Origin of the sequence: Streptomyces sp. Ag109_O5-1 (genome assembly GCF_003814875.1) — a bacterium.
Lineage (GTDB): Bacteria > Actinomycetota > Actinomycetes > Streptomycetales > Streptomycetaceae > Streptomyces > Streptomyces sasae.
Map to the genome: position 1 here is coordinate 907,992 of NZ_RKQF01000001.1, position 14,740 is coordinate 922,731.

Below are 14,740 nucleotides of genomic sequence, written 5' to 3' on the forward strand. Positions count from 1 at the left end.
TCAACCGAACCACCGCTCCGGATAGCCAGGAGTGAGGGGCAGATGCGGGCCGACGCAAGAAAGAACCGCGACCACCTGCTCGCAGTCGCGGGCACCGTGATCACCGAGCAGGGCACCGAGGCATCACTGCGCGACATCGCACGCAGGGCCGACATGGGACTCGCCACCCTGCTCCGCCACTTCCCCACCCGCGAGGCACTGCTCGACGCCCTGCTCCGCACGAGCTTCGACGAGCTGACGGCACGGGCGGGCGAACTCGAAGCGTCCCGCTCACCCGAAGACGCCCTCGTCTCCTGGCTGCACGACTGCGTCGCCGTCGCACACGAATACAGGGGCGTGACGGAGCTGATGGCGGCCGCCATCGAGGACCCCGAGTCCGCACTCCACGCCTCGTGCGTCACCATGCGCGCAGCCGGCACCTGCCTCCTCACCCGCGCCCAGACCGCCGGCACCGCACGGACCGACATCGACGGCACCGACCTGTTCGCGCTGATCGCGGCGCTCGCCTGGCTCGCCGACCAACCCTCCCTCGCACCACGCGCCGATCACCTCCTCGGAGTCGTCGCGAACGCGATCCTGACGAGCTGACGGGTTTTACGAGATGACGCCTCCTCGGCCTCGGGCGTCGGGTCGCGCCGGCCGGGGCCCGGCGTCGCGCGTCGGCGTCCCGGGGAACGGTCCAGAGCTCGTACGCAAAGCCAGGTGAGCGGGTGAGTGAGTAAGCGGTAAGTGGGTCAGCCTTGGCGCCCGGGGAGCATGGCCAGGGCCTGGGAACGCTGTGCGACGAGGTCGTCGTACGTGCCGTCGCGCTCGGCCCAGCGGTGCACAAGCACCCGCTCGACCAGAATCTCGTCAGGGGTGGGGTCCTGTGAGAGCAGGTGCATGACCTCGGTGGTGAAGTCGTCGAGGGGCAGCGCGTGCGGGTTCACCTTCTCCTGGCCTGCGGTGGCGACGGCCGGGGGGACGAGCTCGACGACGCCGACACCGGTGCCGTCGAGTTGCACACGCAGTGCCTCGGAGTAGGCGTGCACCGCGGCCTTCGAGGCGGCGTAGCTGGGCATGGGCGGGAACGGCAGGAAGGCGATGCCGGAGGTGACGGTGACGAAGGTGCCGGCGCCCCGCCGGACCAGGTGGGGCGTGAAGGCGTCGACGACCCGGACGGTGCCGACCAGGTTGGTGTCGATCGTCGTCAACGCCGCCTCGAAGTGCGCGGGGTCGCGCAGGTCCTCCAGGAGCATGACGCCCGACATGGTCACGACGGTGTCCAGTTCTGGGTACCGGGCGAGCACGGCGTCACGGGCGGACGTGACAGAGGCGTCGTCGGTGACGTCGACGGCGAACGTGCCGAAGCCTTCTTCGGCGAGTGCCGCGAGTGCCTGCGGGCTGCGGCCGCCGACGGCGACGGTGCTTCCCGCCGCGGCGAACCGGCGGGCCAGCTCCCGCCCGATACCCGAGGTTCCGCCGACGACGAGAACGGTGCGGTTGGAGAGGTCCACGAGATCTTCCCTTCTCGAAACGATGTCACCGCAGTCTTGGCGGAATCCACCGGCCGTTGCAGGTCCCCCGTCTTCCCTGGTCCTGTCAGGGCCCCCGCTGAGGCACCCGCACCGCATTACGGTGTCGGTATGAAGGACGAGGAATCCGGCAACCGGCTCGGCAGCTACCTCCGTGCCCGGCGTGAGCTGGTCTCCCCGGCGCAGGCGGGAATCCCGCCCGGCGGCAACCGCCGCGTGCCCGGCCTGCGCCGTGAGGAAGTCGCCCTGCTCGCCGGAATCAGCCCCGACTACTACCTGCGCCTGGAACGGGGCCGTGACAAGAACCCCTCACCCCAGGTCCTCGAATCACTCGCGCGCGTCCTGCACCTCGACGACATCGAACGGACGTATCTGCTCGGCCTGGCCGCGGCACGCCCCAGGGCGCCGCGCCGCAAGCGGCCCGAGCAGGTACCGGCGCGCGTGTACGAGCTGCTCGCCCACCTTCAGATCCCCGCGTTCGTCGAAGGACGCGCGTTCGACGTGCTGGCCTCCAACGCCATGGCCGTCGCACTCTCCCCCCGCCTGCGGCCCGGACAGAACCGGCTCCGTTCCCTCCTCCTCGATCCCGAGGAACGGGCCTTCCACCAGGATTGGACCAAGGCCACCGCCGACTTCGTCGCCGCCCTTCGCACCACCGTCGGGGACGACACCGACAACCCCCGGTTCGTCGAACTCGTCGGCGAACTCGCCTTGTCCAGCCAGCGGTTCCGCACCCTGTGGGCCCGCCACGACATACGCGGCCTCGACGGAGGCACCGCCACACTCCACCATCCCGTCGTCGGTGAACTACGCCTCCACCGCGACAAACTCCCCGTCGACGACGTCATCCTCGTCGTCTACTACCCCGACAAGGACAGCGACAGCGACGAGAAACTGCGGCTCCTCGCCGCACTCTCGGACACCGGGTCCGCCGGCACAGCGCACGACAGGCCGGTGGACGGCCCGCACCCCGGATCACCCTGACGAACACCAGCCGCCCGGCGGCACAGGCAGAGTCCGCGTCGCCGTTTGCCCCGTTGAGTGCCTGAGCCGTGCCCGACTGCGCCATCGGGCTGTGCGGCTCGACCACGATCACCGAGCCCGGCCCCTTCCCGACCATCCGGATCGGCGACCCGGATATTCGGATCAGTGCCACTGCGGCCCCGCAGGTTCCGGCTCGCCATCTCGCTCGTTTTCGTGCTGCCTGGGCCGGCCGCCCCTTTCCGACGTGCTGTGATGGGCTTCACCGTAAACATGAGGCCCCCCTCGGGTACGGTGGATCGCGCCGAACATGAGGACCCCCTCCGGATGTCCCGCACAGCTCGGCACCCGGCTGATCCGGAATCCCCGGGACGCACAACACGGACATGACAGCGGCCGCCACGTCGGCGGAACCGCCCCACATCACAAGGAAACGACCATGAACAAGTGGATCAGGCGCGCCTCGATCGCTGTTGCTTCTACGACACTGGCCGGCGGAGCCCTTCTCGGAGCCGGCGGCTCGGCATCGGCGGCGACCGCCTCGGAACCCGTGCAGCACGCACAGTACTCAAGTGCCGCCTTCGCTTCCGGCAGCGATCGCGCCACTCACCGTGCGGACGGACACCAGAGCGGTCACCACGACGACCGGTACCGCTACCGCGCAGGGGAAGAGCGTCGGGACGGTCGCCACCTGTACGTCTGGGACGGGCACCGTTGGGACGAGGCGACGACGTGGTACGGCGTCGGCGGCGACCGCTGGTACCTGGACCAGGTCGCGTGGTACCTGCAGCAGCGGTGATGCGGCCGCAGGTCATCACGGTCGGTTTGACGAGCTGCAACGGCATGCCCGGGGACTGCGTCGTTGCGACTCGTCAAGCCGACCGTACGAAGCCGACCGCGCGCCGATCCGGCATCAGCCCCGGGCCGATGAAGTCGCATCCTCGCCGAACCGTGCGTCGAAGCGCACGGAGAGCGAGCGCAGTACCGGGCGAGCAGGACATGGGAGCGAGGGACAGTGAGATCGGTCAGAACCGTGGCGCACGAGCTGCCCGTGCAGTTTGTCGTGTCACACGACCTGGCGGTGCCGATGCATGCGGCACTGCGGTACGAAGCGGATGACCCCTATGCCGTCCGCGCCGTCTTCCAGCCCCTGGGCGAGGGAGCAGCGGTCGAGTGGTTCTTCAGTCGCGACATGATGACTCAGGCCCTGAGGGAGCACACCGGACACGGAGACGTCCGCATGTGGCCGGCCGTCGGCTCGGGACGCGAGGTGGTGTACATCGCTCTCCACGCACCCGCGGGATCGGCCCTGCTCGCGTTCCCCGCACAGGGCGTGGAATCCTTCCTGCGCGAGACGTGGTCCGCGGTCGCGCCGGGGACCGAATCCAGTCGGCTCGACCTGGACGCCGAGCTGACACAGCTGCTGGCGGAAAGCTGAACGCGTCCCCCGGACGGCGACACCCTCGCAGGCCTGAGTGAGCCCGATGCCGACGGCGGCACCGGGCTCACCATGTGTGTCCCGTTGCCCGGCATCTCCCGTTGCCCGGCGGCCTCACCTGCCGGGGCTCATGCCCCCTCGTCGCACTCGCGGCATTCCTCTTCGGGGCACTCGAGAGTGGTGAGGGTCTGATCGACCTGCTCGGGGGTCAGCGGCGGCTCTGGCAGCTCGTGGGCGCACTGGGCACGGAAGGCGTCGAGCATCAGGTGAAGGTGGCGGCGCCAGGCGTTGGGAGCGACGGCACGTGTGGCCCGGATGATCCCGGCCTGGGACCAGACCACGAAAGCGAGGTCTTCCGGGGTGACATCGTCGCGGAGGACACCCTGCTCCTGGGCGTTGCGGAAGATCTGAGCGGCCCGTTCTTCCGTGCGCTCGAACAATCCCCTGCTGAGCGCATGGATCGGCAGCCGGGCCGACACCAGGTCGTTGAAGGCACGGTCACAGGCCAGCAGTTCGCAGAGCTTTTCCAGGTAGTGGCAGAACCCGTCCCAGGCGTCGTCCATGGCCGCGGCCTCCTCGGCGGCGTCCAGCAGATCCGTGAACTTCGCGGTGAACAGCACCTCGACCAGGTCGAGCCTGCGGGGGAAGTGCCGGTAGAGCGTCCCGATCGCGACGCCCGCCTCGCGGGCAACACCCTCCAGGGAAGCGTCCAGCCCCTGTTCGGCGAAGGCCTTGCGGGCGGCGGCCACGATCGCGTCCCTGTTGCGCTGCGCATCGCGGCGCAGCGGCTTGGCCGGCCCCTGGGACGCGGACAGGACGTGCTGCTGGCTCATACATCGAGGCTAACATGAGGGCCCCCTCGAATTCAGGCTGTGACCCCTCTCACGTCACGGACACGGCGCGAGCAACACACCCATCTCCCTCGGCGGACGCCGCCCGGAACCAGCAGCAGATCGCCTGGAAACCCCCGCCTTGCTGCCGGCCGAGTTCGCCGAGACAGTCGAGACGTCTTGCCTTCAGCACCCCGGCATCGAACACCTGGCCACCTCCCCAGCATCTGGCGTTTGCACGACCAGAGGCACAGACACGCTGCACCACCAACACACGCAGAACCTGCTGGGCACTGCGCGCACCGGGTCGGCCACCACCGCTCAGCGGCCCCGTGACCATGCTCGCCTGGTCCTTCATCCGCGACGACCAACCCCTCGGCGACACCGCCCGCCAGGTCGTCCTCGCCCTGCGCGACGAGGTCAACGACCTGGAGAGGTCCGGTACTTCGGTCATCCAGGTCGACGAACCCGCAGTGCGCGAGACACAGCCACTGCGCGCCGCCGACCGCGCCTCGTGTCTGGCGTGGGCAACGGAGGCTATCCGGCCCACCACCAGCGGGGTCCGTCCCGGCACCCAGATCCACACCCACATGTGCTGCGCCGAATCCGGCGACAGCGTCCAGGCCATCGACGGCCTCGACGCCGACGTCATCAGCCCGGAGGCCCCGGGGCACTCCACCGGGCGCTTCCCCGTGCAGAAGGGCACTCCCGCCCACAAGTACTACGCGGAGATTCCCTCGCCCGGGTACCCCAACGCCGCCGCGATCCCCATCAAGCCATGGAATCTCGACGTCACTGTTCCCCGCGACCCGGTCGCCCGGGCGACGCCCACGTGTATCTCCCAGCTCACGACCGGGATGGCGCCGGCGGGCGGCACCTTCCACCTGGAGGCGGCCACCGACGCGGAGGGCCGCCCGGTCGACCCGAACGCGGCCCTGCCCCTCGACCGCTGCTGGGGCCACCCGTACGAGACGCAGTACCACTACCACGGCCCCTCACAGACCTGCTTCGGTAAGACGGCTTCCCGCGGGCCCGTGACCGCGAGCCGCTCCCGGCACTCGCCGCTCGTGGGATACGCCATCGACGGCTTCGGGATCTACGGGCCGCGCGGCGAGGACGGAAAGATCGTCAGGAACCAGTACCTCGACGTCTGCCACGGCCACACAGACGATCATGTGGGACGGCAAGCAGGTCGTCACGTACCACGAAGCTGCCCGCCTTCGAACGCCACCTCGCCCCGAGAGTGAACAGAACCCGTTCGATCGTGTCCAGACGCTGCGGACAGGCCACTCCCCCCCATGCGCCGACCGTATCGGTGAGGGAGTCGGTGAAGGCGGCAATGGCGGCGTCATCGGGCACGCGAGACACGGTCCCGTCGCCGAGCTTCGCCTGGACCGACTACCGCTACCTGCTCATCGCCGGTCGGGACTGGCTCTGACCGTCCACCAACTGCCCTCCTACGCACCGGACCTCAACCCGCTGGAGGGCATCTGGTCCGTGCTGCGGCGCGGCTGACTGTTCAACACCGCCTTCACCACGACCGATCAGCTGAGCCCGACCATCCGCCGCGGTCTGAGAGCGATCCGATACCGCCCCAGCCTGATCGACGGGTGCCTCGCCGGAACCGGGCTGTCACTTCCGCCCACGACAGCCCGAGTTCAAGCACAGTAGGCATCACGCACGGGGCCGCGATGCCCATGACGAGGAGACGGCCGACTGGCCCCACGAAGGCTGCGGATTTTTTTTCGGATCGCGACAACCTCGGGTGGGGCCGCACGTCTGGTGGGGTGAAAGGCGGTTTCCGGGACGGGATTTTCAGTCCCGGTGCTGCCTGACCTGTCAGCGTTGTCCATGAACTCTATGGAGTCGTTTCCTATGCGCCACGTCCGCGCCAAGAAGTCAAACCGTTCCCTCCGCACCTGGGTGCTGGGGTCGACTGCCGGTCTCGCCCTGGTGGTGGGCGGCGGCATCGCCGCTCAGGCGGCCACCGCCGGCCACGCGCACCCGGCCAAGTCGGCGACGGTCGACCCGAAGCCCGTGCCTTCCGCCCCGGGGAAGCACACCTCCACCGACACCGACCCGACCCCGGTCCCGGGCGACGCGAACGGCAAGCCCTACCCGTCTGCCGTGCCCTCCACCCCGGGGAAGCACACCTCCACCGACACCGACCCGACCCCGGTCCCAGGCGACGCGAACGGCAAGCCCTACCCGTCTGCCGTGCCCTCCACCCCGGGGAAGCACACCTCCACCGACACCGACCCGACCCCGGTCCCGGGCGACGCGAACGGCAAGCCCTACCCGGGCAACACCAGCCGCTGAGCCGCCGACCATAGGCGTGGCGGGGCCGGACAGGAGCCGGCCCCGCCGTACCCCTGATATGAACGAGGACGATGCAGCTCACCCTTGCCCTGCCCTGGTGGGCCCGGCTACTGCGCCGCGCCGGGACCACCTCCTCCACTCCGGCGTCGGGCGCACCGCTCCCCGGCCGACGGTTCCGGCATCTGCGTTCGGTGGCCGACCGGGACAGCGAGGAAGACTCCCCCACACTCGCCGACCTGTACCGGACCCGGCGGCTCGACATGGTCCGGCTGGCGGTCTTCCTGGTGGACGACCTGCACACCGCCGAGGACGTCGTCCAGGATGCCTTCGCCGCCGTCTGCCGTCGGCACGGCGAACGGCTGGACGACCTCCACGACGCGCATGCCTACCTCCACACCGCGGTGGTCAACGCCGCCCGCTCGGTGCTGCGTCGGCGGCGCACCGCGCGCGCGTACACCCCGCCGTACCAGGGTCCGGGGGCGCCGGTCGACGAGCTGCTGCTGCTCGCCGAGGAGCACCGGCAGGTCTTCGACGCGCTGGCGCAGCTCACCGCGCGCCAGCGCGAGGTACTGGTCCTGCGTTACTGGTCCGACCTGACCGAGGCGCAGATCGCCGAGACCCTCGGCGTGTCCCGTGGCACCGTCAAGTCGACCGCGAGCCGCGCGCTTGCCACACTGGAAAAACTCTTGGAGGTGGACCGATGAGTGCTCGGGCACCGATCGAGGAACGGCTGCGCGCTGCGCTGGAAGCGCGCGGGCAGCTCATCAGCGCCCACGATCTGTCACCGGCCCGCCCGCCTGCCGGAAGTACCTGGGGCACGCGCAGGATTCGGCGGGTGCTGTACGTTGCCGCAGCCGCCACCGCGGCGGCCGCAGCCGCCGTCATCCTCGTGCTGTCCTCCGACACCCCGGACCGCCCCCGCCCGGCACCGCCCGCACAACATTCCAGCCCCACCGCCACCCCTACCTCCACCGTCCCGTCCCCGGTGCCCTCCGCCGTCCCATCCACGCCCTAAAGGCTGTCCCGTAAACGACCTTTGACGTAAGGCCCGTTGGTGGTGCTTGGGCCGCGTTGGTGGGCTTCGCGGCCTGGAGCAGGTTGTGCAGATGTGCGACGCCGAGCACGGCGGCATGGACGCCCTCGCCCTTCAAGCGGCGGTCGCGGAACGGTAGCTGCCTGAGTGCTGGATCGGTGGTCGAGCCCGCTGCGAGGTGGTGCATGTCCCGGCTGAGCGAAGGCCGGTCCGCCGGTTATGCGGCGGTGGTGCCCAGCAGGAGGTCGAAGGCGTCATTCGCCTCGCGGAGCACCGCCGTCGCGTCGTGGCTGCCGAGGCGCCACGCCGCCTGGTAGCAGGCGAGGGTCAACTGGGCGGCGAGGACGGCAGTGGCCGGCGGGGTGCCGTGGTCGATCAGGTACTTCTCAAGGAGGTCGGCGTAATGCCGGGTCTTGCGGGTGTGGCGGTCTTCGAGCTCGGGGTGCTGCTTGACCAGACGGTGGTAGACCGCGTAGTGGCCGGGGTTGCGGGCGGCCTCGGTGCAGATCACGAGCAGCAGCCGCCGAGATGCGGCCAGTGCCTGCGCGAGATCCTGGAGCGGCTCGGTGGGCGCATCGCGCATGGCCGCGGTGAGCGCGCGCACGAAGTCGTCCTCGGTGGAGAAGACGACTTCCTGCTTGTCGCCGAAGTAGCGGAAGAAGGTGGTGCGGCCGATCTCGGCCCGCTGGGCGATCTCGTCCACGGTGACGACATCGAACCCCCGCTCCATGAAGAGCGCGAAGGCCGTCTCGATGATCCGTTCCCGGGTCTGGCGGCGTTTGCGGTCCCGCAATGACTCCACCGGAGACTTGTTCGCGCTCATTCGGCCAGGATATCCGCCCTTCCCGCCCCGCGGTCAGCGTCGACGAGGCGGGCGGCCCCGCGCCACAGCTCCTCCTCGCGGGCCTCGTCGTGCGACTCAGGCGACGACGGAACGTTGCGGCCGCGATCGAGGTAGGACCCGGTCCGGGCGGTCAGCCCGGTCAGGATCGTCTCAGTGAGCCGGGCGCCCGCCTGCTGCGGCGTCATGCCCCGGCCGAGGAACCGCTGAAGCTGGAAGAATCCGTTGAGCACGCCCCGCACGGGCCCCGGGGCATGGCGGAAGAAGTCGGTGCCCGCGACGAGCGCCGGGTTGTAGGAGTAGACGCCGACGCTCTCGGGCAGGCGGCGGGCCAGCGCGTGGGTCAGGTAGATGACGCCGAGTTTGCTGGTCGCGTACGCCCGCCCGGCCTCCCGCGCGCCACCGGCACGAGGCGTGGCCAGTCGTTCCGGCGTCTCCCAGCGCGGCGGCGGCGTGGCGCCGAGCGTGTAGCGGAACTGCCCGAAGTGGCAGTCGCTCGAAGTGAGCACGATCCAGCCGGGACCGGTGAACCGGGGCAGCAGCTCCCTGACGAGCAGGTAGTGGGACAGCACATTGACCCCGAAGGTCATCTCGTAACCGTCCGTGGTGAGTTTCCCGGTCGTCGTGACCGTCAGGCCGGCGTTGCCGAGATAGCCGCCGAGCGACGGCAGGTACCCGGTGTCGAGCCCACGCAGAATCTCCCCCACCGCCCGCCTGATCTCGGCGAGCGAAGCGAGGTCACACCCCACGCCTGTGACCCCGGAAGCACCGGTGGCCTCGGCCAGTTCCGCAGCGAGGCGTTCGCCGCCGCGGCGAACCAGCACGACGTAATGATCCTGGGGCCGTTCTCGGATCAGCAACTCGACGGCCTCGCGGCCGAAACCGCGGGTCACTCCGGTCAACACGATGGTCCGGCTGTCCATGACAGACCCCTTGGTATCGAGTTCCATGTGGTACTGAGTACCGTAACACGCCGTGGCTCACTTCCGGCGTGTACTTCCCGGCCGCGAGGCGTATGCGGGGGCGTGTGCGGGTCCCCGCGAACCCGTACCCGAGCTTCAAGGCGGCGATCGACGGGCTGACGAGTCGTCGTGAGGCGCCGGGCAGCCAATCGGCGGAAGCCACAAGCGGCGGAGGATCGAAAGCCACACCCGACGCCCCTGGATGGGCCACCCACACGAAGGGCCGGCCCTGCCCCGTGGATGAACGCAGGGAGAAGAACGAAGCGGCCGCCCTGGTCAAGGTCTGCAAGGCGAACGAGGCGATCCTCGACCCGAGTTGGCGGAGATCGACGCGGTGGCCGCAGCCCGGCGGGCAGGCTTCACGTGGGCGGCGATCGCCGCTGAGGTCGGGAGGGAGCAGCCGAGCTGCATGGGTGCCGTGGTCTTGTCATCCGGCACCACGCCTACGAGATCAGCCCGGCCGCCGTCCATGCATTCGAGGCGGAGAACCGTCGAAAGCCCGCCAGATCATCGCACCCTCGGTGATCTGTGGTGGCCCCGGGCCCGCCGGCTCCGCACCTCACAGCTCCACCTGAGCCGAAGTCACCGCACGGCGACCATTGCAGGCAGGATGACCCACGCGGCGAGTGCCGCCGCGGCACCGGGGAGACCTCGCATGGCTGACTGCTATCCATACCAAATCGCGACCGGGAGAGGGGAACTGACGCTGATCTGGCGGCCCGGAGAGGGCGATGCCCCCGATGAGCTCGCCGTTGACCAACTCGGAAGACTCCTCACGTTCCACGACCTCGAGCCGCTCCAGGAATACTGTGATCGCAACGACTGGAATCTCGTCCGGGACGGCGGAGCCACACTCGATCTGGGCGTCGTACGTCGATGGGTCGAGCGTGCCGATCTTGACTCGGTCTCGGCAGGACTGCTGTTGAACGCCTGGAACTTCTTCGAAGACCTCTCCCACAGTCTGAAGGCCGGCCCACCTCTTCCCTCGCAAGGATCGATCCACAACAGCGCCTACGAAAAGATCTTCGGCGGTGACGCCCTCGAACCGACCGCCGGCGACGCAGCCTGGACGGACGAGGAGACCGCGGTCGTGCGCGAACTCCTCCGCGTGGGACTGACCCTCTGGGAACAGGCCGTGCACGGATCCGGCGCCGACTGAGTCGAGCCTACGAGTGTTGGCCGGCCCGTAAACGGCCCTTTCATCGGCGCATACGCTGGCCCACCTCGCCCTCGTCGGTCTCCCACCAGGGGCGGAACCGCTCCGGAGCCTGCGGGGTCCCGGCTGCGCCGCCGGCCGACGCGGCTTCCGGCGCGGGCGTGAGAGCGGCCAGCCCGGTGGTTGGCGCGGCCCGGTCCGGACCGGATCGGCAACGGGGGTGAGCTCGCGGTCGAGGCGCGCGTCCAGCTCGGCGGTCTTGTTCCGCTCCCAGCGCCACCACTGCAAGAACACCGCGATCAAGAAGGGGAAGGCGACCAGTTCCGCCAGCATCAGCATCAGGCCGCCGCCGAGCATCTGGTCGAACTCCAGGGTGGGACCCCAGGTTCGGGGGTGGGCGCGGTACCAGTTCCCTGCGACAAGGGTGCCGCTGGTCATGACGGCGATGCCCGGAAACGAGTCGAAGAGTCCGTCGAAGAAGACCAGCGCCGCCCTGACCGGGTAGGTGCACCAGCGTGGGAGCATCTCCTGGCGGGTGAGTATCGGCACGATGAACAGGCAGCCGGTCAGGAGCAGTTGGGTATGCATCAACTGCAGCACCAGGCCACCCTGCAGCGCCGCAGAGAAGTACGGCGTGAAGTAGATCGTCAGCTCGGACGCAAGCACGGACAGCGAACTGACCAACGGGGACGTCAGGATCCTCACCGGCCGCGAGGTCACCGCTCGCTGCAGGGGGCCGTCCGGGTCGGCGAGGCCCAGGAGGTCGCCGAGCGCACGGCCCAGCGGGACCAGTAGGTCGAGCAGGATGTTCTGCACCGCGAGGCCAGCCCTAGGCCGCGCTCGATGTGGACGCTCGCACGTCGTGCTCTCGTGCTTCTTGCGTACCGCCGGGCAGAACGTCCCTAGACATCGATCCCGTCCGGGTGAGCGAGACGATCAGTCCAGCGGCTGTTACGGCGACTGTTGCGGCGGCGTAGATGATTGCTGCGGGCACCAAACCGATGGCATCACTGAGGAAGCCGGCCACGATGGTAGGGACGCCATAGGCGAGATAGGCGACGACATAGACGGCGGAGAACAGCTTCGCCCGCTCCTGCGCTCGCGTCAGCGGAACAAGGATCCCGAGCGTACTGGAAAAGACGGCGCCGAAGCCGAGGCCAGTGACGATCGCGCCGCAGATGATGAGCGATGCGAGGCCCGCCGCGAACGAGCACGCCTCCAACGACACACCGGCGAGGACGGCAACATATCCGGCGAGCATGAACCGCCGGGGCGGCATCAGCGGGCCGAGTACGAGCGCGGAGACGGCCGCAGCCAGGGGCTGGGCGGCGACTACCAGGCCGAGGGCGGCTCCACCGGTGATGTGCAGGGCTTGATGGACGATCGACGACCCGAGGCCGAGGACCAGCCCTGCCGACATCCAGATCCCGATCGTCCCCGGGACAGTGCGAGCGAACGCGGTCCGGGCCGCGGACGGAACGCCGATGCGCAGCACGAGGACATCGCCGATCCCTTGACGCTCACCGACCGTCTCAGGCGAGGCCGCCGTGACGACGATGGCGATGACGATGATCGCGAGTGCGGCTCCGAACACGACCGCGGCGGGTGCTACCGCGAACTGGATGGCGATTCCGGTGAGGACGACACCGATGCCGAGACCGGCCACGGACGCGATGCTCACGACCAGTGCTGCGAGCTTCTTCTGCGCCACTGGTGCGACCTCGGAGATGTAGGCGCTGAACGCGCTCGTGGCCGCTCCCGTCGCGAAGCCCTGCAGCGCCCTCGCGACGATGATGACGCCGATGTCCGGGGCGAACAGGAACACCACCATCGCGACCGCCTGGAGTGCGAGGGCCGCGATGAGTACCGGACGGCGACCGATTCGATCCGACAGGGAACCGATGACGAGGAGCGCGAGGAGAAGCGCGAGGGCGTAGATCGCGAACGCGATCGTCAGCTCGCTGTCGGGAAAATGCCAGTGCTGCTGGTAGACGACAAGCAGGGCGCTCGGTGCTCCCGCGGCAGCCATCACTGTCATGAACGCGACAGACGAGGAGACGAAGGCGACGACCGGCGGAACCGTTGGACGCGGCATGGAACGAACTTCCTATCCACTCGACATAGGACCGAACCCGACTGGACGGCCCACTCAGTGTCGAGCGGCGGGACGACACCCTCCAGTGGCAAGAATGCCAATATGTGCGAGGATTCTGCCGCAGGGGATGGACCGACGCGAGCCGAGGAGATGGACGACGATGAGTTCGCACCGGGTGATGGTGCTTGTACTGGATGGGGCGCTCCCGCTCGACGTCGGCATCCCGACCCAGGTGTTCCACCCGCGTGACGGACTCCCGTACGAGCTGACGGTGTGCGGCGTCGCCGCGGGAACGGTGCCCTCCAGTGAGGGTTTCGGGTACACGGTGCCGCAGGGTCTCGACGCGCTGGACGGCGCGGACACCATCATCGTCCCCGGCTACGCGCCGGTTGGCCGACCGATCCCGACCGCGGTGCACGAAGCGCTTCAAAGGGCACATGCAAGAGGAGCCCGCATCGCATCGATCTGCTACGGCGCGTTCGCCCTGGCCGACGCGGGTCTACTGGAAGGACGGCGCGCGACAACACATTGGGACGCAGCGGAAATGCTGGCGCTGCGCCATCCGGACATCCTGGTGGAGCCCAATGTCCTGTTCGTCGATGAGGGTTCGGTCCTCACATCGGCCGGTGTCGCGGCGGGCATCGACCTGTGCCTTCACATCGTCCGGCGCGACCTCGGCGTGAGCGTGGCCAACGACATCGCCCGCCGCCTGGTGACGGCGCCCTATCGGAGCGGCGGCCAGGCCCAGTACCTTCCCCGAAGCAGCCCGGCACCGCAGGGCGATACGCTCGCGGCGACCCGAGAATGGGCGCTGACACGCCTCCACGAACCGCTCGCAGTCACCGATCTCGCGACGCATGCGCGGATGTCGCTGCGCACCTTCATGCGCCGCTTCGCCGAGGAGACCGGCGACACGCCGCTGCAGTGGGTCCTGCGCGCCCGAGTCGACGCTGCCCGAGCGCTCCTGGAAACCACGAAACTCCCGGTCGACCAGATCGCCGAGCGCGTCGGACTGGGCACCGGATCCAACCTCCGCCTGCATTTTCGGAGAATCCTCGACGTGTCGCCCTCCGAGTATCGGGCCGCGTTCTCCGACCGGACGGTTCCGACTCCTTGACCGGGAACCGCCGGCGCGGGCCGCAGCCCGTGCCGTCATCTCCGGTCGGGCCACCGTCACCCCGAAGACCGGCGACGGCGCCGGCTTCAGGCACGGCCCTGACGGAGTCGACCATCGGCCTGTACAAGACCGAGTTGATCAAACCCTCACAACCACAGTCCGAGATCTCTACCGAACCCGGGGTGGTTCACACCCCCTTGGCCGACCTGTCGACGGTCGAGCGCCTACGGTTCCCTGCACTCGCATCCGCGCCGCCCGAGACGGCCTTGGACCGCCCGAGTACTTCGTCTCAACCACAAAGAGTCCGGTCAACGGCTCGCCGCCGGTCGTGCGCGAGGGTCAGACAGCGCGAGCGGAGAGCGCCTGGAGCAGCAAGCCGGTGAGATGGCGGCAGGCATCAGGGCCGAGTGCGCTCTCAAGGCCCGCGTCGGCCGCGGCGTAAGCATCCTGGCCG

14 protein-coding genes and 2 pseudogenes are annotated in these 14,740 nt (G+C 69.2%); 10 read left to right on the forward strand and 6 right to left on the reverse strand.

Going from position 1 to position 14,740, the window contains the following annotated elements; translation table 11 throughout:
- Positions 1-42 precede the first annotated feature (42 nt).
- Positions 43-588, forward strand: coding sequence for a TetR/AcrR family transcriptional regulator (locus tag EDD90_RS04120; protein ID WP_123971792.1), 546 nt, complete (start codon positions 43-45; stop codon positions 586-588).
- A gap of 146 nt (positions 589-734) precedes the next feature.
- Here EDD90_RS04120 and EDD90_RS04125 read toward each other — a convergent pair whose 3' ends face one another.
- A complete protein-coding gene (locus EDD90_RS04125; protein WP_123971793.1) occupies positions 735-1,496 on the reverse strand; it encodes an SDR family oxidoreductase in 762 nt (253 codons plus the stop codon).
- 129 nt (positions 1,497-1,625) lie between these two features.
- Between EDD90_RS04125 and EDD90_RS04130 the strand changes: the two genes are divergently transcribed.
- The 3 genes from EDD90_RS04130 (at position 1,626) to EDD90_RS04140 (ending at position 3,933) form a co-directional block, all read left to right on the forward strand.
- The gene (locus tag EDD90_RS04130) at positions 1,626-2,498 is read left to right on the forward strand and encodes a helix-turn-helix transcriptional regulator (protein WP_123971794.1); all 873 of its coding nucleotides are present in this window, start codon (positions 1,626-1,628) and stop codon (positions 2,496-2,498) included.
- Between the two features lie 436 nt (positions 2,499-2,934).
- Positions 2,935-3,294, forward strand: a complete 360-nt coding sequence (locus EDD90_RS04135; protein WP_123971795.1) for a hypothetical protein — start codon at positions 2,935-2,937, stop codon at positions 3,292-3,294.
- A gap of 234 nt (positions 3,295-3,528) precedes the next feature.
- Entirely contained in the window at positions 3,529-3,933 is a 405-nt protein-coding gene (locus tag EDD90_RS04140) for an SsgA family sporulation/cell division regulator (protein ID WP_260327622.1), read from the forward strand.
- A gap of 128 nt (positions 3,934-4,061) precedes the next feature.
- Here the strand turns inward: EDD90_RS04140 and EDD90_RS04145 are convergent, their stop codons facing one another.
- Positions 4,062-4,766: a TetR/AcrR family transcriptional regulator gene (locus tag EDD90_RS04145; protein ID WP_123971796.1), complete on the reverse strand. Its 705-nt coding sequence runs from the start codon at positions 4,764-4,766 to the stop codon at positions 4,062-4,064.
- Positions 4,767-4,975: 209 nt separating this feature from the next.
- On the opposite strand from EDD90_RS04145, the pseudogene EDD90_RS58840 reads away from it, so the two are divergent.
- The 5 genes and pseudogenes from EDD90_RS58840 to EDD90_RS04170 form a co-directional block, all read left to right on the forward strand.
- Positions 4,976-6,010: pseudogene (locus EDD90_RS58840) on the forward strand (YHYH protein); the annotation flags it as partial.
- 134 nt (positions 6,011-6,144) lie between these two features.
- Positions 6,145-6,434: pseudogene (locus tag EDD90_RS56285) on the forward strand (transposase); the annotation flags it as partial.
- Between the two features lie 204 nt (positions 6,435-6,638).
- Positions 6,639-7,082 carry a hypothetical protein gene (locus tag EDD90_RS04160; protein ID WP_123971797.1) on the forward strand — a complete coding sequence of 148 codons (444 nt, stop codon included), beginning with the start codon at positions 6,639-6,641 and terminating at the stop codon, positions 7,080-7,082.
- 71 nt (positions 7,083-7,153) lie between these two features.
- Positions 7,154-7,786: a SigE family RNA polymerase sigma factor gene (locus EDD90_RS04165; RefSeq protein WP_123971798.1), complete on the forward strand. Its 633-nt coding sequence runs from the start codon at positions 7,154-7,156 to the stop codon at positions 7,784-7,786.
- Complete coding sequence (locus tag EDD90_RS04170; protein ID WP_123971799.1) at positions 7,783-8,097, forward strand: hypothetical protein; 315 nt, start codon at positions 7,783-7,785, stop codon at positions 8,095-8,097. Before EDD90_RS04165 ends, EDD90_RS04170 begins: the two co-directional genes overlap by 4 nt.
- Positions 8,098-8,332: 235 nt before the next feature.
- On the opposite strand, the gene EDD90_RS04175 is transcribed toward EDD90_RS04170, so the two are convergent.
- The 4 genes from EDD90_RS04175 to EDD90_RS04195 form a co-directional block, all read right to left on the reverse strand.
- Positions 8,333-8,938: a TetR/AcrR family transcriptional regulator gene (locus EDD90_RS04175; protein ID WP_123971800.1), complete on the reverse strand. Its 606-nt coding sequence runs from the start codon at positions 8,936-8,938 to the stop codon at positions 8,333-8,335.
- Entirely contained in the window at positions 8,935-9,879 is a 945-nt protein-coding gene (locus EDD90_RS04180; RefSeq protein ID WP_123971801.1) for an SDR family NAD(P)-dependent oxidoreductase, read from the reverse strand. The genes EDD90_RS04175 and EDD90_RS04180 overlap by 4 nt, the downstream gene beginning before the upstream one ends.
- A gap of 598 nt (positions 9,880-10,477) precedes the next feature.
- Positions 10,478-11,890, reverse strand: coding sequence for a cytochrome c oxidase assembly protein (locus tag EDD90_RS56770; protein WP_260327623.1), 1,413 nt, complete (start codon positions 11,888-11,890; stop codon positions 10,478-10,480).
- A 13-nt stretch (positions 11,891-11,903) separates the two neighbouring features.
- A complete protein-coding gene (locus EDD90_RS04195; RefSeq protein ID WP_123971802.1) occupies positions 11,904-13,169 on the reverse strand; it encodes an MFS transporter in 1,266 nt (421 codons plus the stop codon).
- Positions 13,170-13,329: 160 nt separating this feature from the next.
- On the opposite strand from EDD90_RS04195, the gene EDD90_RS04200 reads away from it, so the two are divergent.
- Positions 13,330-14,286 (forward strand): GlxA family transcriptional regulator, encoded by a 957-nt coding sequence (locus EDD90_RS04200; protein WP_123971803.1) that lies wholly within the window; start codon positions 13,330-13,332, stop codon positions 14,284-14,286.
- Positions 14,287-14,740: the final 454 nt, after the last annotated feature.